At 60.1% G+C, this 19,321-nt stretch carries 19 protein-coding genes and 1 pseudogene; 8 read left to right on the top strand and 12 right to left on the bottom strand.

What is annotated here, in order from left to right; genetic code table 11:
- Positions 1 to 4 precede the first annotated feature (4 nt).
- Positions 5 to 493, top strand: a complete 489-nt coding sequence (locus tag PH547_RS04305) for a MaoC family dehydratase (RefSeq protein WP_260303141.1) — start codon at positions 5 to 7, stop codon at positions 491 to 493.
- 109 nt (positions 494 to 602) lie between these two features.
- On the opposite strand, the gene PH547_RS04300 is transcribed toward PH547_RS04305, so the two are convergent.
- The 6 genes from PH547_RS04300 to PH547_RS04275 form a co-directional block, all read right to left on the bottom strand.
- Positions 603 to 1,166, bottom strand: a complete 564-nt coding sequence (locus PH547_RS04300; RefSeq protein WP_104824286.1) for a sarcosine oxidase subunit gamma — start codon at positions 1,164 to 1,166, stop codon at positions 603 to 605.
- Positions 1,159 to 4,155: a sarcosine oxidase subunit alpha gene (locus PH547_RS04295; RefSeq protein ID WP_104824287.1), complete on the bottom strand. Its 2,997-nt coding sequence runs from the start codon at positions 4,153 to 4,155 to the stop codon at positions 1,159 to 1,161. Before PH547_RS04295 ends, PH547_RS04300 begins: the two co-directional genes overlap by 8 nt.
- Positions 4,152 to 4,544: a sarcosine oxidase subunit delta gene (locus PH547_RS04290; RefSeq protein ID WP_104824288.1), complete on the bottom strand. Its 393-nt coding sequence runs from the start codon at positions 4,542 to 4,544 to the stop codon at positions 4,152 to 4,154. The genes PH547_RS04295 and PH547_RS04290 overlap by 4 nt, the downstream gene beginning before the upstream one ends.
- A 15-nt stretch (positions 4,545 to 4,559) precedes the next feature.
- Complete coding sequence (locus PH547_RS04285) at positions 4,560 to 4,979, bottom strand: hypothetical protein (RefSeq protein ID WP_283047400.1); 420 nt, start codon at positions 4,977 to 4,979, stop codon at positions 4,560 to 4,562.
- Entirely contained in the window at positions 4,979 to 6,232 is a 1,254-nt protein-coding gene (locus tag PH547_RS04280; RefSeq protein WP_104824289.1) for a sarcosine oxidase subunit beta family protein, read from the bottom strand. Before PH547_RS04280 ends, PH547_RS04285 begins: the two co-directional genes overlap by 1 nt.
- A gap of 256 nt (positions 6,233 to 6,488) precedes the next feature.
- Positions 6,489 to 6,767, bottom strand: coding sequence for a hypothetical protein (locus PH547_RS04275; protein ID WP_285167578.1), 279 nt, complete (start codon positions 6,765 to 6,767; stop codon positions 6,489 to 6,491).
- A gap of 295 nt (positions 6,768 to 7,062) precedes the next feature.
- On the opposite strand from PH547_RS04275, the gene rpsU reads away from it, so the two are divergent.
- The 6 genes from rpsU (at position 7,063) to PH547_RS04245 (ending at position 11,990) form a co-directional block, all read left to right on the top strand.
- Positions 7,063 to 7,275: a 30S ribosomal protein S21 gene (gene rpsU / locus PH547_RS04270; RefSeq protein WP_003585885.1), complete on the top strand. Its 213-nt coding sequence runs from the start codon at positions 7,063 to 7,065 to the stop codon at positions 7,273 to 7,275.
- Between the two features lie 137 nt (positions 7,276 to 7,412).
- Positions 7,413 to 8,288 carry a tetratricopeptide repeat protein gene (locus PH547_RS04265; RefSeq protein ID WP_104824290.1) on the top strand — a complete coding sequence of 292 codons (876 nt, stop codon included), beginning with the start codon at positions 7,413 to 7,415 and terminating at the stop codon, positions 8,286 to 8,288.
- A gap of 152 nt (positions 8,289 to 8,440) precedes the next feature.
- The gene (locus tag PH547_RS04260; RefSeq protein WP_285167527.1) at positions 8,441 to 9,520 is read left to right on the top strand and encodes an NAD(P)/FAD-dependent oxidoreductase; all 1,080 of its coding nucleotides are present in this window, start codon (positions 8,441 to 8,443) and stop codon (positions 9,518 to 9,520) included.
- Positions 9,521 to 9,523: 3 nt separating this feature from the next.
- Positions 9,524 to 9,754 carry a hypothetical protein gene (locus PH547_RS04255; RefSeq protein ID WP_285167525.1) on the top strand — a complete coding sequence of 77 codons (231 nt, stop codon included), beginning with the start codon at positions 9,524 to 9,526 and terminating at the stop codon, positions 9,752 to 9,754.
- Positions 9,755 to 9,761: 7 nt separating this feature from the next.
- The gene (locus PH547_RS04250; RefSeq protein ID WP_285167524.1) at positions 9,762 to 11,426 is read left to right on the top strand and encodes a sensor histidine kinase; all 1,665 of its coding nucleotides are present in this window, start codon (positions 9,762 to 9,764) and stop codon (positions 11,424 to 11,426) included.
- An 81-nt stretch (positions 11,427 to 11,507) separates the two neighbouring features.
- The gene (locus tag PH547_RS04245) at positions 11,508 to 11,990 is read left to right on the top strand and encodes a DUF992 domain-containing protein (RefSeq protein WP_104824292.1); all 483 of its coding nucleotides are present in this window, start codon (positions 11,508 to 11,510) and stop codon (positions 11,988 to 11,990) included.
- An 88-nt stretch (positions 11,991 to 12,078) separates the two neighbouring features.
- On the opposite strand, the gene PH547_RS04240 is transcribed toward PH547_RS04245, so the two are convergent.
- The 6 genes from PH547_RS04240 to PH547_RS04215 form a co-directional block, all read right to left on the bottom strand.
- Complete coding sequence (locus PH547_RS04240; RefSeq protein WP_285167882.1) at positions 12,079 to 13,473, bottom strand: NAD(P)(+) transhydrogenase (Re/Si-specific) subunit beta; 1,395 nt, start codon at positions 13,471 to 13,473, stop codon at positions 12,079 to 12,081.
- Positions 13,474 to 13,483: 10 nt separating this feature from the next.
- On the bottom strand, positions 13,484 to 13,882 hold the full coding sequence (locus PH547_RS04235; protein WP_104824293.1) for an NAD(P) transhydrogenase subunit alpha part 2: 399 nt from the start codon (positions 13,880 to 13,882) through the stop codon (positions 13,484 to 13,486).
- Positions 13,883 to 15,046, bottom strand: a complete 1,164-nt coding sequence (locus PH547_RS04230; RefSeq protein WP_285167522.1) for a Re/Si-specific NAD(P)(+) transhydrogenase subunit alpha — start codon at positions 15,044 to 15,046, stop codon at positions 13,883 to 13,885.
- A 126-nt stretch (positions 15,047 to 15,172) separates the two neighbouring features.
- On the bottom strand, positions 15,173 to 15,397 hold the full coding sequence (locus PH547_RS04225; RefSeq protein ID WP_104824295.1) for an aa3-type cytochrome c oxidase subunit IV: 225 nt from the start codon (positions 15,395 to 15,397) through the stop codon (positions 15,173 to 15,175).
- Between the two features lie 181 nt (positions 15,398 to 15,578).
- On the bottom strand, positions 15,579 to 16,334 hold the full coding sequence (locus PH547_RS04220) for an N-acyl amino acid synthase FeeM domain-containing protein (protein WP_104824296.1): 756 nt from the start codon (positions 16,332 to 16,334) through the stop codon (positions 15,579 to 15,581).
- A gap of 351 nt (positions 16,335 to 16,685) precedes the next feature.
- A complete protein-coding gene (locus tag PH547_RS04215; protein ID WP_104824297.1) occupies positions 16,686 to 18,989 on the bottom strand; it encodes a putative bifunctional diguanylate cyclase/phosphodiesterase in 2,304 nt (767 codons plus the stop codon).
- A gap of 112 nt (positions 18,990 to 19,101) precedes the next feature.
- Here PH547_RS04215 and PH547_RS04210 point away from each other — a divergent pair.
- Positions 19,102 to 19,321 (top strand): annotated as a pseudogene (locus PH547_RS04210) (IS110 family transposase); the annotation flags it as partial.

Genomic DNA, 19,321 nt, shown 5'->3' with positions numbered 1-19,321 from the left:
TGGAATGCCCGGCGATATTTCGCTTGTTGAGATCATGAAGCTGGTAGGAACCGAGATCGGCATTTCCGACTGGATCACGGTCGACCAGACGATGATCGACACTTTCGCCGACGCGACGCTCGACCATCAGTTCATCCATGTCGATCCCGAGCGCGCCAAAGCGGAAACGCCCTATGGCGGCACCATCGCACACGGCTTCCTGACGCTGTCGCTGCTTTCGGCGATGAACTACAGCGGCCTGCCGAAGATCCGCGAGCAGACGATGGGCATCAACTACGGCTTCGAGCAGATCCGCTTCATGTCGCCGGTCAAATGCGGGGCGCGCGTGCGCGGCCACTTCAAGCTCGCCGAAACTCGGCTGCGCGGTGCAAGTATGCTGATGCTCACTTATGATGTGACCGTGGAAATCGAAAACGAGCGTAAGCCGGCGCTGACCGCAACATGGACGACTATATCGCAGTTCGATCCAAAGGATCGGCCGGAAGGGGCTTAGGGCCGCTTTTCCACCTTCGCCTCAGCGGCGAGAAGGTCGCGCATCGCGCGGGATGAAGGGGCGTTACAGCAAAGAACTGCTTCCCGCCCCTCCCCTATTAGGCGCCGTGTCAGCGAGGAGAAAACGTATTTTGCGCATCCTCAGCCGCCTCGGCCAACAGTCCGAAAGCATACTCGGAAAAGGAGCGCCAGACTTCGACGCGGAATGTCTCGTCATCGAGGCGCAGCAGCACGACTTCCACCTTACCCAACAGCGTGCGCGAGCAGGCCCCGACAGGAAAAGCCTGCAGCGACAGGTCCTGCGGGCAACCGCCGGCGAGAGTCGCTTCCGCGCCGGGGCCGGAAGCGATGATCGCCGTGTTTCGATGGGAGACATCGGCGGCCGAATGCACAACGCCGGCGGAAGCGGCAATGCCGACCAGCTCGGCGCCATTCTCGTCGATAACGAGCCATTCGTCCGGGCCGATCCACAGAGCATGACGCCCATTTGCACTGGCAGATGTCTTCGGCCGGGTAGGCAGTTGCAGGCCGAGCGCCTGCGAAAGACCGCCAAGAGAGTCGGCCGGTGCCCGCAGCGCAATGCGGCTTGCAGGTGCTGCGGGTGTCAGGCGAACAGTGGCCGAGCCACCGTGGCGGCCGGCGAGCGGCAATTTGCGAACAGCGAGATCAGCCATTGATCCGGCCTCCTTCCTTGTCAAAGAACACCAGATCCGTCACCTCGACGGCAATCGTCTTGTCCGGCATCGGCACATAGAGCGTCTTGCCCATGCGCTCGCGGCCACCGGCAACAAGTGCGAAGGCAATCGAGCGGCCGAGATTTTCGGACCAATAGGAAGAGGTGACATGGCCGAGCATGGTCATCGGCTTCGGCTCATTCGGATCGGCGACGATCTGCGCGCCTTCTTCCAGCACCACCTTCGGGTCGCGGGTGACGAGACCGACGAGCTGCTTGCGCCCTTCCTTGACAAGGTCCGGCCGCTTCAGGCCACGAATACCGACGAAATCGGTCTTCTTCTTGGACACGGCCCAGGAAAGTCCGGCGTCATCGGGCGTCACCGTACCGTCGGTATCCTGGCCGACGATGATATAGCCCTTCTCGGCGCGAAGAACGTGCATGGTCTCGGTGCCGTACGCGCAAGCGCCCAACGGCTCGGCCCGCGCCCAGACGGCTTCCAAAACCGACTGCCCGTAGTCCGCCGGCACGTTGATTTCGTAGCCCGCCTCACCGGTGAAGGAGACGCGGAACAGCCGCGCCGGTACACCGCAGACCTTGCACTCGGCCACGCTCATATGCGGGAAGGCTTCATTGGACAGATCCTGCCCCTCGACGAGCGGCTCGATGATCTCGCGCGCCTTCGGCCCTTGCACGGCGATGACGGCCCACTGTTCCGTAGTCGACGTCAGCCAAACCTTCAGATGCGGGAATTCGGTTTGCAGATAATCTTCCATGTGGTGCAGCACGCGCGGCGCACCGCCGGTTGTGGTCGTCACATGGAAGCGATCTTCGGCCAAGCGCCCGACGACGCCGTCGTCATAAACAAAGCCGTCCTCGCGGGTCATGATGCCGTAACGGCAGCGACCGGGCTTCAGCGTGTCCCAGGCGTTGGTGTAGAGCAGGTTCAGGAACTGCGCCGCATCCGGCCCGACCACTTCGATCTTGCCGAGCGTCGAGGCGTCGAACACACCAGCCACTTCGCGTGCCGTTTGGCATTCGCGGTTGACAGCCTGATGCATCGTCTCGCCGGGTCGCGGATAGAACCAGGCGCGCTTCCAGTTGCCGACATCTTCGAAGATGGCGCCATGCGCCTCTTCCCAGGCATGCATCGGCGTCTTGCGCGCGGGATCGAAGAGCGACCCGCGCGAATGGCTGATCAGCGTGCCATAGGTCACCGGCGTATAGGGCGCGCGGAAGGTGGTAAGACCGACCTTCGGAATATCCTTGCCAAGCATTTCCGCGGCGATCGCCAGGCCATGCATATTGGAGAGCTTGCCCTGGTCGGACGCCATGCCGTTGGTGGTGAACCGCTTGATATGCTCGATCGAATGCATGCCTTCGCGCACGGCGAGGCGGATATCCTTCGCGCAGACATCGTGCTGGAAGTCGACGAAAGCCTTGGCATTGGTATTAGGCCCGGCACCCTCGGCTGCGCCGATCATGCCGCCCGTCCATTCGAAGGCCTGTTCGGCCTGCAGCAGGATCTTGCCGCCCGCGCCACCTGCGCCCGCAGCTCGCGCCATCAATTCACCGGCGGCAAGCGATTCCTCAATCGCCGCCTGCAGCCCGTCCGTGCCGTTGCAGGCACCGACGGAGAGACAATCCTGCACATAGGTGCCCGGCAGGAAGCGCTGCTTCTCGGCATCGAATTTCAGCTTGCCGCGCGACTGCGAGAATAGATGCACAGAAGGCGTCCAGCCGGCCGAAACCAGCAGCGCATCGATAGCAATCTTGCGGGCACCGCGGCTGCCATTGCGCGCCACGGTCATGGAGGAAATGCGCAGCTTGCCGGCGGTATCGATGACGGCATAGTCGCTCAGCACCTCAATCCCGAGCCGCTTCGCCTCGGCAAGCACGGCCTCGCCGGGCCGTGCGCGGCTGTCGATGATCGCCGCGACGGAGACGCCGGCGCGCTTCAGGTCGAAGGCAGCCTCGTAAGCCGAGTCATGCGCCGTATAAACGCCAACCTTGGCGCCGACGGCAACACCGTAATGGTTGAGATAAGTGCGCGCCGCGGATGCCAGCATGATGCCCGGGCGGTCGTTGTTCGGGAACACCATATGCCGCTCGATCGCGCCCGTCGCCATGATGACGCGCTTGGCGCGGACCTGCCACAGACGCTCGCGCGGCAGATGACGGCCCGGCTTTGCGAGATGATCGGTGACGCGTTCGGCAAGGCCGATGAAATTGTGGTTGTAATAGCCGAAAGCCGTCGTGCGGGTCAGCACTTCCACATTGTCCATCGACTTGAGCTTGGCGACGACATCCTGTGCCCAGACATAGCCCTCAACACCGTCGATCTTGACGCTGGCATCGAAACGCAGCGAGCCGCCCGCTTCCGCCTGTTCGTCGCAGAGAATGACCTTGGCGCCGGTTTCTGCGGCCGCCAGTGCGGCGGAAAGACCGGCAATGCCGGCGCCGACCACCAGCACGTCGCAATGGGCATAACGGCTGGCATAGTGATCCGGATCCTCCTCAGTCGGCGCGACGCCGAGACCGGCGGCGCGGCGAATGAAGGGTTCGTAAATATTCTTCCAGGCCGCCTTCGGCCACATGAAGGTCTTGTAGTAGAAGCCGGCGGCGAAGAAGGGCGACATGAGATTGTTGACGCCGCCGACATCGAAGGCGAGAGACGGCCAACGATTCTGCGACTCCGCCTTCATGCCATCGAAGACCTCCTGCACGCTGGCGCGCACATTGGGCTGGCGGCGGGCCGAATCGCGGGAGATGTCGAGCAACGCGTTGGGCTCTTCCGCGCCGGCCGACAGGATGCCGCGCGGGCGATGATATTTGAACGAGCGGCCGACGAGATGAATACCGTTGGCAAGCAGCGCCGAGGCGACGGTGTCGCCTTCGAGTGCCGTATAACTCTTGCCATCAAAGGTGAAGCGGGCGGTTCTGGCCGGCGTCAGGCGGCCCTTGCCTGCAATACGATTGGCGCCGCTCATTTCGCAAATCCCTCTTCTTGGTGTGCTTGTTCTTGTGCACGTTGTTCTTGCACGTTGTTGTCTTGCGCCACCGGCTCATGGACCGGCTCGGGGGCCGCGGGCAGCAGCGTCGAAATATCCGGCTTCGGCTCGCCGGCCTTGTAGGTCCGGTAGAAGCGGTCGCTCACCGTATCGCGCGCAGCGTTGAAGAAGCGGCCGCAGCCATGCATATGCCGCCAGCGCTCGAAGATCAGGCCCTTCGGATTGTCACGCAGGAAGAAATATTCCTCGAATTCCTCATCGGAAATTCCGGCGATATTTTCCGGCCTCACGATATGCGCGTCGCCCGCGTTGCGGAATTCCAGTTCCGAACGCTCTTCCTCGCAATAGGGGCAGTAAATCAGCAGCATCGTTTTCTACCTATGTTAAAGCTCGGAGCCCGTAAGGCTTGTGCCGGGAGGCTGTGCGCAGAGCTGGCGTCCCATTGTGACGAAAGGTGTTATGCGCTTCACGAGCGCCTCCAGCGATCCGTAGGGTTTCAGCACATTGGTCATTCCCAGATTGACCAAGCTCATTCCCAGCAGATCCGTGTCGATGGCAAAAGCCCTTGTCGCCTCAGGCGTCTGCTCCGGCACAAAATAGACCGCCGGCTTTTTCAACACCTTGACGCAGGCAAGCACGCCGCTTTCGGCCACGAAGGGCCATTCGGCCTCGGCCTTCGCCTTATGGATCACCTGCATGCGAACATCCTCGACCCCCGGAAAGAGATCACTGACTTCGGTCACGATCGTTCCTGCCGACAACGAAAACCTTGCCGCAAGAACGATCCCGACCGCCGTCAGCATCAATGCGCCACGGCGGCGGCAGCCGCCTCGTCGATCAAGCGGCCAGTGCGGAAGCGATCCAGCGTCAGGCCGGCATTGAACCGATGCGGCTCGTCGCGGGCGATGAGATGCGCAAACAGATTGGCCGAACCCGGCGTCGCCTTGAAACCGCCCGTGCCCCAGCCGCAATTGACATAGAGGCCCGGCACCGGCGTCTTCGACTGGATCGCCGAACGATCCGGCGTGTTGTCGACGATGCCGCCCCAGGAGCGCATCATCTTCACGCGGCGGAACATCGGGAAGAGTTCACAGATCGCATCCAGCGTATGGGTGATGATCTGCAGGCCACCGGTCTGGCTATAGGAATTGTACTGGTCCGTACCCGCGCCGATGACGAGTTCGCCCTTGTCGGATTGCGAAATATAGGCATGCACCGTGTTCGACATGACGACGCAGGGGAAGATCGGCTTCAACGGCTCGGAAACCAGCGCCTGCAACGGGCTCGACTGCAGCGGCACGCGCACGCCGGCCATCTGCATGACGACGGTCGTGTGACCTGCCGCCGAAACGCCGATCTTCTTGGCGCCGATGAAGCCCTTGGTGGTGTCGACGCCGGCCACGCGACCGTCCGGCCCGCGCTGGATACCGGTCACTTCGCAATTCTGGATGATGTGCACGCCGCGATCCGAAGCCGCGCGGGCAAAGCCCCAGGCCACGGCATCGTGACGGGCCGTGCCGCCGCGGCGCTGGAGCGCAGCGCCATTGATCGGGTAGCGCGCCGTCTTCGAAATATCGAGCGGCGGACAGTAAGCCTTGGCCTGCTCCGGCGTCAGCCATTCATTGTCGATGCCGTAGAGCCTATTGGCATGGATATGCCGCTTGAAGGACTGCTGATCGTGAATATTGTGCGACAGCATCATCACGCCGCGCGGCGAGTACATGACATTGTAATTGAGATCCTGAGAAAGCCCCTCCCAGAGCTTCATCGAATGCTCGTAGATATGCATGCTCTCTTCATAGAGATAGTTCGAGCGGATGATGGTCGTATTGCGGCCGGTATTGCCGCCGCCGAGCCAGCCCTTCTCGATCACGGCGACATTGGTGATGCCGTGTTCCTTGGCGAGATAATAGGCGGCGCCCAGGCCATGGCCGCCAGCGCCGATGATGATGACGTCATACTCCTTGCGCGGCTCCGGCGAACTCCACTGGGCCTCCCAGCCCTTGTGAGCCCGCATTGCTTCCCGTGCCACGGCAAAGACAGAGTATTTACGCATTCGCCCTCAACTCCTTCAGGGATCAAGCCCTTTCGATGGGCCATACAAATCGCAGATCAAAAACCGACACAACGGCTCTTTTGCGACGCAATCACGACCGGCTTTCGACACGGTTAAAAAGAATGCTACAGCAAGGCCCGACCTCGTGAACAGCCCGGATCGATATATCTGAGTGACTGCCATTGAGGCATACACAAGCCGCTCGCATAGTGAACGCTGTGCGTCATGGTCCGATCGTTCATCAGTCCCCCAACCCTTACTTGCGCTGAAGATGACAGATCTTCACTCGACCACCATGGCCGTCGCTGCGCCACGCGCATCCTTCCTTCTGTGGTTTGCGGTCGTAAAGATAGATTCTTGCCCGATGTTTGCTGTCGAAGGTCTGGTTGGAAAAGTCATGGCCGCCGATGTGGACATTTTTGCCGAGTCGCACCTCGCCGGCTGCGGCAGGTGCGAGCGTTGCGACAAGAAGGATGGCGACCAGGATAGACGCACCAAATGACCTGACGGCGACAGCGAGATCGAACGATTTCATAAAGCGATTCCCCTTAACGCCGGATAACCACCGAAACCAGGCGGTTCGGCAGCGGGTGGAAATGACCAGGCCCTCAAATCTCACATAAGCACGCCGGAGGCGACCTCGCGGGCTCACTTCAGGCTCGACAAAGCGCTTTTTCCTCTGCAAACTCACGATCTGGCTAGACTTTGACAAACCGATCTGTTATCTCGCCTTACCAATCGCAAGGCTGCGGCCGCGCGAACGTTATTGTTTTGCCTCCTGGCGCTGCAGTCGCCGCTGGCATCAACCAAACCAAAGGAACGTGATTCTCGTGCAGGTACTTGTCCGCGATAACAATGTCGATCAGGCTCTCCGCGCTCTCAAGAAGAAGATGCAGCGCGAAGGCATTTTCCGCGAAATGAAGATGCGCGACTACTACGAAAAGCCGTCGCAGAAGCGTGCTCGCGAGAAGGCTGAAGCTGTTCGTCGCGTTCGCAAGCTGGCACGCAAGCGCGCACAGCGCGAAGGTCTGGTCGCACGCTAATCGTCGTTTTTTCGACGTTTTCAGATGCATGTCTGGCGGGGGCGAGTCGTTCGCCGCCGCCTTTTTGATTTATTCTCCGGGCAAACGGAATTTATCAAAACAGCCTGATATAACGCATGGGGAAAGCGAACCCGATAATGGCAATCACGACGTCCAAACAGTTCCGCACTTCGAAACTGTCTTTTTTTGTTTCGAAGCGCGCTGCTGCCGTACCCGCTTTGGCTCTTCTCACTGCAATCGGCCTTTCCGGCTGCCAGACCGCCTCCACCGATACGGTGATCCGCATCGACAAGGCGCAGGGTTCTTCGGAAAACATTGCCTCGCTGACCTCGGTCATCAATGCCAATCCGCAGGATCCGGAAGGCTATAACGTCCGCGGCACGGCCTATGGCCGCGGCGGCGAATTCAGCCGCGCCCTTGCAGACTTCAACCAGGCGATCCAGCTCAATCCGAAGTTCTATCAGGCCTACGCCAACCGCGCGCTCATCTATCGCAACATGGGCAAGCTGCCGGAAGCGGTCGCCGACTATAACGCCGCGCTGCAGATCAACTCCAATTATGACGTCGCCTATATCGGCCGCGGCAACCTCTATCGTCAGTCCGGCCGCGACAACGACGCTTTCAACGATTATTCCAAGGCGATCAGCCTCGGCACGACGGATGGCCGCGCCTATAACGGTCGTGGTGTGATCTACCAGAAGCGCAATCAGCAGGATAAGGCGATCGACGACTTCTCCAAGGCGATCTCGCTGTCGCCGAATTCGCCCGAGCCCTATAACAGCCGCGGCATCTCCTATCTCGCGCAGAACGACGACGACAACGCGTTTGCCGATTTCAATCACGCGATCGACCTCAACAACAAGGTCGCCGAATCCTGGGCCAACCAGGCTTTCGTTTATGAGCGCCGTGGCGATAAGGCCAAAGCCCGCCGTTCCTATCAGCACGCCGTCAACCTCGACCCGTCCTACCAGCCGGCCAAGGACGGCCTGGCACGCGTCGGGGCAGGCGCCTAAAATAGTTGCAGGAAAAGCGCATGGCGCTTTTCTTGCCACAAATGCCTGAGAACAACAGTGGGCCGCCGTGCGATCATCCGCCCGGCGGCTTTTCTTTGCGCTGTTGAACGCATAGTCTCCCCCCGACCCCACATTCGGATAAGAGACGCGGCATGCCTTCTCAAGAAATCATCGTCATCGGCGCCGGCATTATCGGCGCCTCCATCGCCTGGCATTTGGCGCGCAAGGGTGCATCCGTCACCGTGATCGCGGCAAAGCCCGGAGGCGAGGCGACGCCCAGCTCTTTCGCCTGGATCAACGCGAGCTGGGGCAACCCCGAATTCTATTTCCATTTCCGTCGCCGCTCGATGGCGGAATGGTCGCGGCTGGCGGCTGACCTTCCCGGCCTGCCGCTTTCCTGGTGCGGCGGGCTCTGCTGGGATCTGCCAGAAGCCGAATTGGAGGCCTATGCCGCGCGGCAGGGCGGCTGGGGCTACAGCCTGCGGCAGGTCGATCGCGAAACAAGCGCCGCCCTCGAACCTCACCTCGCCGATCCGCCCACTTTTGCGCTGCATGTCGGCGAAGAAGGCGCCGTCGAGCCGGTTGCCGCCGCCAATTTGCTGTTGGAGGATGCCACCCGTCATGGCGCAACGCTGTCTTATGGCACGGAGGCTAGGCGCCTCCTGCGGGAGAACGACAGGATCGTAGGCGTTGAAACGGCAGACGGAGTGCTGCTTGCCGATCATGTCGTTCTCGCCGCCGGCGCCGGCACCGCAGCCCTCGCAGCATCCGTCGGCATAGATGTGCCGATCGAAACGCCGCCGGGCCTCATCGTTCATTCCCGCCCTGCTCCCCGGCTGCTGAACGGCCTCGTCATGGCGCCGGAGCTGCACATGCGCCAGACGATGGAAGGCAGGATCATTGCCGGCACCGATTTCGGCGGTACCGATCCGGGCGAGAAACCGCAGCAGGCCGCCGACGAACTCTTCGCCAAGGTCAAAACCATGCTGCGTGGCGGCGACGAGCTCGAACTCGATTTTTATACGGTTGGCTATCGTCCGACGCCGAAAGACGGTTTCCCGATCATCGGCGGTGTCGATGCAGCTCCGGGCCTCTATCTTGCCGTGTTGCATTCCGGTGTGACGCTGGCGCCGCTCGTCGGATCGGTTGCGGCAGCAGAGATCCTCAGTGGCGATCCCGATCCTCAGCTCGCGCCATTTCGCCTGTCGCGATTCGCGCCGACAAGTGACTGACTCATGGATCTCAACTTTAAGCCTATGCCACTCGCGTCCAAAGTGTCTGGTATCACTTACGATTTAACTGCGATGACTTTTCATGTGTTGCAACGCAATTTACCGGGCCCTAACATGGCCCTTTCGAGAGCATGCTGCTCGGGTAAAAGCATGGGGGCGCTCGACATGGTGATCAAGACCGATATTCCCGCTTTGGTAGACGCTTTTTATTTTAATGGTGGTCCGATCGGTTGATCGCGTCATGAGAAAGCCGCCGCGTTTCCCAAAGGCTTCGATTGGGGCCTATCTGATCGCCATAGCATTGGCGATCGCTTTGCCGATTCTGGCTTTCGTGGCATTGCTGCTGGTTCAGCTCGAAAACAACGAACGCGATGTGCTGAAGCGCGATACGGTTCAAGACGCCCAGGCATTGGCGCGCACCATCGACCGGCAACTGCAGGACATGGCGACGACCCTGCGATTGCTTTCCTCCTCGCCGGAACTGGAGCGCAACGACATCGCCACCTTCTTCGACCGGACAGAGACGGTGTTGCGCACCGATTCGCTTTTCGTCCTGCTTTTGGACAAGGACGGTCAGATGCGACTGAACACGCGCTGGCCGCTGAGCAAGCCGCTCGGCAAGACCGGCAATATGGCCGCCTTACAATCGGCGCTCAATTCGGGCCGCATCGAGGCTTCGGACGTCTTTGTCGGATCAGTCATCCACCGCTGGGTCTATAATGTCACCCTGCCGCTCGATCATTCGCCGGCCGGCGCGGCTCTGGCCATGACCCAGGATGCCGATGAACTCGCCAAGCTCGTGACGACCGATGCCCTTGCGCCCGGCTGGTCGGCTGCGGTCATCGACAGCTCCGGCCACATCGTTGCCGCCAGCGGCCCTGCCAATCATTCCCCTGGCGACGCGTTCAACAAGGATATCCTGCCGAAACTGATTGCCTCGAGCGGCGTCTATCAGGATGAGAAGGTCCTGCCGCACTCGCTGCTCGGCTATGCGCAAATTCCGGGCTGGTCGTGGAAAGCCGTGGTCTGGGGCCCCATCGCGTCCGCGCAGGCTTCGCTGATGAGCACCTGGCGCTTCCTGATCTATGGTGGCGTCACCCTGTTGCTGATCGCGGTGATTGCGGTTTATGCGCTGGCCCGACAGGTGCGCACTACCATCCAGAGCATCGCCGACATGGCGGACCGCATGGGCCGGGGCGAGATTGTTTCGCCGATCGAGACCAGTGTGATCGAGGCCAATCAGATGGCCATGGCGCTTTCCAACGCATCCTTCGATCGCAGCGAAACGGAGGACAGGCTGCATTTCGTCATGCATGAGCTCGTTCACCGCACCAAGAACCTGCTCGCCCTCGCCCAGGCGATGACCCGTCAGCTCGCCCGACAAACCGACAGCGTCGACACCTTTCAGCGCGCGGTCGCCGACCGGCTGGAAGGCCTGGCGCGCTCGATCGAAGTCCTGACCAGCGAACAATGGTCCGGCGTGTCGCTGCGGCGGGTGATCGACATTCATCTGGCCACCTTCCTGCAAGGACCGCAACAACTCGATATCAAGGGCAGGGATTTCCTGCTCAAGCCGGAGGCGGTGCAGAATCTCGGCTTGATTCTGCACGAGCTGGCGACGAATTCGGTGAAATACGGCGCTCTGTCCGCTCCCGAAGGGAAGATCACCATCGAATGGACGAGCGCCGACGGCGAGATCGGGCAGATGATCAGGCTCATCTGGACGGAAAGCGGCGGCCCGATCGTCAAAGCGCCGACCATCACGGGCTTTGGCACAACCGTTACCAAGGCGCATGCCGCCGCCGCCTTCAGCGGCACAGTCGAGATCGACTTCCGTCCGACAGGCCTCGTTTGGGTGCTGAATGCTGTGCGCAGCACCATGGAGCGTGAGCGCGAACGAAACTAGCTGGCCCCCGACTCCGCCCGGAACATTCCACCGCAGGAGCCGTTCCAGTTTCATCATTGGTCAATCCAGAGGAGAAAGACCATGCTGAAACACATTCTCCTGGCATCCGCAGCACTGTCCTTTGCTGTATGGGCTGCGCCCGCAACGTCCGCCGACTACGCTACTCTCGGCAGGCTCACCTGCACGTCGAAGGGGTCGACGGGCATGATCATCATGTCGCAGAAGAACCTGATGTGCATTTTTGAGCCGAGCGGCGGCGGGGCGCCTGCGCGTTACGCCGGCATGATCCAGAAATATGGCGTCGATCTCGGCATTACCGGCCGCAGCGTCATGGTCTGGGTTGTGCTTGCTAAAACCGGCACGCCATTCAGCGATATCGCGCTGGCCGGCGAATATTACGGCGTCGGCGCCGATGCCAGCGTTGCAGCCGGAGGCGGCGCCAAGGTCATCGCTGGCGGCACCAACCGGGCTTTCATGCTGCAACCTCTCAACGTCCAGGCTCAGGAAGGCGTCAACGTCGCCATTGGCGTCGAGAAGATGACACTGGCACCCGCTTCGATTTGAGAAAGACAAAGTTGGGGCGATTCCTGCAAATCGCCCCATGCCGTACCTTCGCAGCCTCAGAGATCCACCTTCCCGCCGCGGAGAGGGGTCACTCGTTCATCGCCTTGACGATCTCCTCGGTGACCTTTTTGGCGTCCCCGAGCAGCATCATCGTGCCGTCCTTGTAGAACAGCGTGTTGTCGATACCGGCATAGCCGGAACCAAGAGAACGTTTGACGAAGAGGCAGGTCTTGGCCTTGTCGACGTCAAGGATCGGCATGCCGTAGATCGGCGACGTCTTGTCGTCGCGTGCAGCCGGATTGGTGACGTCGTTGGCGCCGATGACATAGGCGACATCGGCCTGGGCAAATTCCGAATTAATGTCTTCCAGCTCAAAGACCTCGTCATAAGGAACATTGGCCTCGGCAAGCAGCACATTCATGTGTCCCGGCATGCGGCCGGCGACGGGATGAATGGCGTATTTCACGTCGACGCCGTTCGCCTTCAGCTTGTCGGCCATTTCGCGCAGCGCATGTTGGGCCTGCGCAACCGCCATGCCATAGCCCGGCACGATGATGACCTTCGAGGCGTTGGCCATCAGGTAGGCGGCATCCTCAGCCGAGCCGAGCTTCACCGTCTTGTCACTATTGTCGGCGCCGCTGGACGCCGTTTCGCCGCCGAATCCTCCGAGGATGACGGAGATGAAGGAACGGTTCATGCCCTTGCACATGATATAGCTGAGGATGGCACCCGAGGAGCCGACCAGAGCACCGGTGATGATCAGCGCCAGATTGCCGAGCGTGAAACCGATGCCGGCCGCCGCCCAGCCGGAATAGGAGTTCAGCATCGATACGACGACGGGCATGTCGGCGCCGCCGATCGGCACGATCAGCAACACGCCGAGCGCCAGAGCCAGGGCGACGATCGCCCAGAAATTGAAGTGGCTTTCGCTGACCGCCAGGCCGAAGATGAAAAACAGGATAAGCGCCAGCAGCACGGCGTTGATGATATGCCGGTTGGGCAACAGGATCGGCTTGCCGGACATGCGGCCGTCGAGCTTCAGGAAGGCGATGATCGAGCCGGTGAAGGTCAGCGCACCGATAGCGACGCCGATCGCCATTTCGATGCGCGCTTCCGTATGGATATGCCCGATTTCGCCTATGCCAAAGGACGACGGCGTATAGAGTGCCGCGGCGGCGACGAGCACAGCGGCCAGACCGACCAGCGAATGGAAACCGGCAACGAGTTGCGGCATCGAGGTCATCGGAATGACGCGGGCGATATAGGCCCCTGCCCCGCCGCCGATGGCAAGGCCGAGGATGATCAGCACGAAGCCGCCGAAGGAAGGCGTCGCGAGAACCAGCGTCGTCGCGATGGCGATGCCCATGCCGACCATGCCGTAGAGATTACCGCGGCGGCTGGTGGCCGGATGCGACAGGCCGCGCAGCGCCAGGATGAACAGCACGCCGGAGACGAGATAGAGGAAGGCCGCGATATTGCTCAGCATGCCGCCCTCACTTGTCTTTCTTCTTGTACATCGCCAGCATGCGCTGGGTGACAAGGAAGCCGCCGACGATATTGACCGAGACGAGCACCAGCGCCACGAAGCCGAAACCGGTGGCAAGCCCGCTGGCGGAAATGCCGACCGCCAGAAGCGCACCGACGACGATCACCGAGGAAATCGCGTTCGTGACGGCCATCAGCGGCGTATGCAGGGCGGGAGTCACCGACCACACGACGTAATAACCAACGAAGATCGCCAATACGAAGATCGCCAGTTGGAACACGAAGGGATCGATCGCGCCGCCGGAGATGGCGCTGACGGATTCCGGCGCCTGCGCGGCCGCGGTCGTCACAGCGGCAACGGCGTCGTTCAATTTCTGGAGCGCCTGATCCATTGCTTGGCTGGCCATCTACAGATCCCCCTTGTTGACCGTCGGCTGATCCGGGTCGACGAAATTCGGATGCACGACCTCGCCTCCATCGGTTAGCATCGTCGCCTTGATCAGCTCATCGGCCCGGTTGAGCCCGAGGCTCTTGCTATTCTTGTCGACCATCGTTTCCAGGAAAGTGACGAGGTTCTTGGCATAGAGCGCGGAGGCACTTGCCGGAATGCGACCGGCCAGATTGGGATATCCGATCACCTTGACGCCCTCGACATCGGCCACGGTCCCGAATTCGACACCCTCGATATTGCCGCCGCGTTCGACGGCGAGATCGACGGCAACTGCGCCGGGGCGCATGGCCTTCAGCATCTCGCGGTTGACAAGCCGCGGCGCCGGACGGCCGGGAATCAACGCCGTGGTGATAACGATATCCTGTTTGGAGATATGTTCGGCAACCAGCGCCGCCTGCTTGGCCTGATAATCCTTGGACATCTCCTTGGCATAGCCGCCGGCGGTTTCCGCCGCCTTGAACTCTTCGTCCTCGACGGCCACGAATTTCGCACCGAGCGAGGCGACCTGTTCCTTGGCTGCAGGACGAACATCCGTTGCCGATACCTGCGCGCCCAATCGCCTCGCTGTCGCGATCGCCTGCAGGCCTGCGACGCCGGCACCCATGACGAAGACCTTCGCCGCCGGCACGGTGCCGGCCGCCGTCATCATCATTGGCAAGGCCCGGTCATAGACCGCGGCTGCCTCGATCACGGCCTGATAGCCGGCAAGATTGGCTTGCGATGACAGCACGTCCATCGACTGCGCACGGGTGATGCGCGGCATCAGCTCCATGGAGAAGCTTGTGAGCCCGGCCCGCGCCATGTCAGCGAGCGCTGCCTCATTGCCATAGGGATCCATGATGGCGATGACGATCGCGCCGCTCTTGTAACCGGCAATCTCTTCGCTCGTCGGCCGGCGCACTTTGAGAATGACATCGGCGCGCACAGCATCCCGAGCGGAGCCGATACGCGCGCCGATGGCTTCATATTCATCATCCGGGATGCGCGACAGAGCACCGGCGCCGGCTTCGACCACAATGTCAAAGCCAAGGCTTTTCATTTTCTTCACCGTTTCGATGGACGCTGCGACACGCGTCTCATCCGCCACGGTCTCCTTGGCGACAAAAACCAGATTGCCCAACGACACCACCTCACGTCAAACGACAGCGCCACTGGATACAGCAGCGCATAGCCTGCAGACCCAGGGCTGAGATTCCATGGAAGGCGCGGGCCGGACGGCCCTGCATCGATCAGCGCGCTTGAAATATCAGCGCACGAGCATGGTGCCAACGATTGAAAGAACGAAGAAAATAAGCAGACCGCCAAGGAAGCCGGCATGACCGAAGAAGCCAGCCGCCATCGCTATCATCAACGCGGCGATGATCGCCGATCCGGCCCTGGCGACGAAAAGGAACCCGTGATAGGTCTTGTCGTGCTCTTTGTAATCCATAGGAGCACCGGTTTCGACCGGTCCGGCTTGATGTTCGGCCATGCAAAAATCTCCCCTCTATGCACTCCCCGACCGGCTTTGCAATCGCGTGTCGGCTGGAGTTCAGCCTCGAAAGCCGCGGTAGATCCCGAAGAGACACCGCGGCCAAATTTCCTCAATCGAGGGGTTACACAAAGCGACGAAAAATGCAATGCACGAGAACGCCGCAGCGGCTTGAGAAGGCTTAGCTGAACTGCTGCCGACCAGCAGCGCGGCCGCCAGCAGCCATTCGCGCCGTCGGCAGAATGGTCAGCGGATGCGTGCCGCCGTCAGCGCCGCGCGAGAACATCATCCGCCGCTCATAGGGTTCCGAATCGAAAAAGGGGTATCGCTGCATCAACTTGCCGCGAATCTCCTTCGACCGCGAAGCCAGCAGCGTCAGTTCGAAACCATAGGTCTCCGTCATGCGCGGCGGCACGATCGTATCTGCATAAAAGACACGTTTGTAGAAGGCGGCATGCGCCGGGCGGATATGCTGCATGACTCGGTCGGTATCGAAATAGACAGCGCCGACAATTGCCGGTCTCAGCGTCAAATAAGGCAGCGCCGGCATTTCAAGTTCGAAATCGGGATCGATGGCGAAGCGCGCCGGATCGATCAGCGTCATGCCGGCATCGAGAAAGGCATGGATTTCATCGGGAAAAATGCCTGTTGACTGGCAGACACGATGGTCCGGCGTGACATGGTGCACCCGCACCGTACTCACCAGCTCTTCGTAATAATAGACGCCGAAAATATAGGCCTGCTCGTCGAAATCGATATCGTCGATCATGGTCTGGGCCGCAACCGGCAAAACCGCACGCGCTTTATAGGCCTTGTAACGCAACCGAGCGACATCCTCCATGTCCTCGCTGCTCTCGATCCGGCGATATTCGATATGATCAAGCACCTCCATTAGCTTGCCGGCGAAGCTATTTTTCAAAGTACTTATATAAGACATGGTCGTTATTCCAAAACGTTAACGGACCATTATTGGTATTAATAGAAAAATTGATCAATAATCGTTTTAATTTTTATTAATTATCTTTTCGTTAAGGTTAATTTTTGATTAAAAATACCGGTATAGATTCGAATATTAACAAATTCTCATCTACAGATTATTGGGGATAAACTGACCGCGCTACCGGCTTTGCTGGGAAGAGCCTAACGTAACGGCAGGCTAGGAAGTATCGGCGGCGGAAATGCCTGTCTGCCATCGAAAATGAAGGGGCTTGCACTGAGCGGCTTGAGTCCGGCTTGGTGTCCGAGGCAGTCGTAAAGGACGCTTTGTAACCGACCTCCCCGGCGAGGTCTAAGCCACATTATCCTGCCGGATGGCCGGCTGGTGGCGACCGAGATTGTCCACCATCTCAATGACGCTATCCCGCGGCACGGGAACCGAAAAGACATAGCCCTGGACGATGTCGGCCAAATCATATTGTTCAATGAGCGATAGTTGTTCCGGCGTCTCCACGCCCTCGATGACGATTTCCAGGCTGAGAGCCCGGGAAAGATCGGCGATACCGCACAGGAGCTTGAAACGGCGGCTGTCCGTGGTGATGTCGCGCACGAAGGAGCGGTCGATTTTGACGATATCCACAGGCAGCGTGTCGAGATAGCTGAGGCTGGAGAAGCCGGTGCCGAAATCATCGATGGCGATGGTGATGCCTCTGGCGCGCAGATCGGTGAGAACGGATCGCGTGATCGCGATTTCGTCCATCAGGCAGCTTTCGGTTACTTCCAGATGCAGCCGCGATGGGTCCAGCCCCGATGCATCGAGCGCTTCCATGACCATGGTGACGATATCGTTGCTGCGCAGATCCTGCGCCGAGAGATTGACCGAGACCGAGATCGGCTCCGGCCAGTTGGCACAGTCCCGGCAGGCCTGATTGAGCACGAAGCGGGTGATGCCGGTCACGATGCCCATTTCCTCGGCGATCTGCACGAAGACGTTGGGCGGGATCGAGCCCTTTTCCGGATGCACCCAGCGCGACAGCGCCTCGCAGCAATCGATGCGGCTGCCATCCGGCGTAAACATCGGCTGATAGACGGCATGCAGCTTACCGCCTTCGATTGCCTCGCGCAGATCCTCTTTCAGTTTCTGCCGCTCGACGTAACGGGCATCCATTTCCTGCTCGAAGGCGGAGCATCCGCCCTTCATCCGCGACTTGGTTTCGAACAGCGCCAGATCAGCCTTGATCTGCCATTCCTCCGGACGGAACTCGCGGCTCGACATGGTCACATAGCCGCCGCTGAAGGAAACGCGGAAACTATTGCGGTCCACCTCGTAGATGCCCGACATGGCGGCGTGCAGCGCATGCACGCGGCTATCCAAATCCGGCTCGCCATCCTCGTTCGGAAAAAACAAGACGAATTGATCCCCGACGAGGCGCGCACAAAGCGCCATGTCTCCCGCCCTCTCCTTCAGTCGCGCTGCTATGGCGACCAGCAGCCGATCGCCGATGAAATGCCCCTTAGTATCGTTGACGTGCTTGAAGTCGTCCACATCGAGAACCAGAAGGCCAATTTGGCCTTCCTGGGCGCGAGCGGCGAGCTTTTCCTTGACCATCTGGACGAAATATTCGCGGTTCGGCAGACCCGTCAGCGGATCGAAGCGCACCATATGCAGGATCTTGCGCTCGGCGCGAATGCGTGGCGTCACATCCTCGAAAATCAGAATGACAATGCCATCGGCACGACGGCTTGCCGAAAATTCCAGAAACAGATCCTCATTGAACTGAATGAGGGTGCGCGATAGCGAGCCGCTGACGAGCTGCGCCATCTGCCGCTGGATCAGGCCGGGCAGCGAACCGTCGATGAAGGCATGGCGGGCACCGTAGCGCAGCACGACATCGAACTCGCAATCCCTGAGCTGCTCCTGATGCGCCAGGTTCAACAGCTCGCAGGCTTTGCGGTTCACCACCAGGATCCGATTGTCGGCATCCAGCATGAACAGGCCGTGCGTCATATTGTTGAGCGCCGTATCGAACCGGTCGGCAATCAACGATATTTCGCGTGACGCGATGACGTTCTTGTAGAGAAATTCGCGCACGCCATTGGCCATCGAGCGCGTCGTCAACCCGAAGGGCACGAGCATGATGGAGACGATGGACTTGTAAAGCTGTTCCGACATCAGGCAGGCGACGATAATCGGCAGGCAGCAGGCCATGGTCTGGAGGTCGATCGCTTTCTGCGAACCATAGTTGCGGCCGACGATCGACACCATCGAGGCCATGGTCACGGCGATGCAGATGAACTCCGCCAACGGATCCTGGACGATCAGGATCGCATAGCCGCTGCCGATGCCGAGGATAGCCGCTGTCCCTGCGGCGCCAAGCACGTAGCGCGTTTCCCAATGAGCAATATCGGCGCGCGAAAAGGCATGTTTATCGGCAGCGTCGAACTGCCAGAAGGAATACATGCGGAAAGCGAAAACGGCGGCGAAAGCGAGACAGAGACCGAGATAGATGCCGGCGTCCGTGCTCAGAAACACGATGACATATGTCAGGATGTGAACAAACACACCCGTAAACAACGTTTTACGGTTTCCGAAAAGCGAACTTACGAACGACAGATAAACATCTGTCGGCACGGTGTCCGGGCTTTGAGGCTTCATTCAGAGTTCCCCTGATGCGGCAGGCACTCTAGTTGAAACTTATGGAATGGCCCGCCCTTTCACCCAGCATCGAGTAGGATGCTGATATCGGGAAAGAGAAAGGAACGAGCGAATGTCTATTGCTATCCTCGGTGTTGATCTGGGCAAGAACTCTTGCAGCATAGTTGGCGTCGATGCGGCCGGTGCCGTGGTCGTTCGTCGTACAATGCGCCGGCAGACGCTGATCGACTATGTGACGAAGCTTCCGGCCTGTGTGGTCGCAATGGAAGCATGTTGCGGCGCGCATCATCTGGGACGCCTGTTTATGGCGCAAGGCCACCAGATCCGGTTGA

Origin of the sequence: Rhizobium cerradonense (assembly GCF_030182455.1) — a bacterium.
In the GTDB taxonomy this organism is placed as follows: Bacteria; Pseudomonadota; Alphaproteobacteria; order Rhizobiales; family Rhizobiaceae; genus Rhizobium.
The sequence above is the reverse complement of the archived record's forward strand: the minus strand, read 5'-3'. Positions and strand labels throughout refer to the sequence as shown.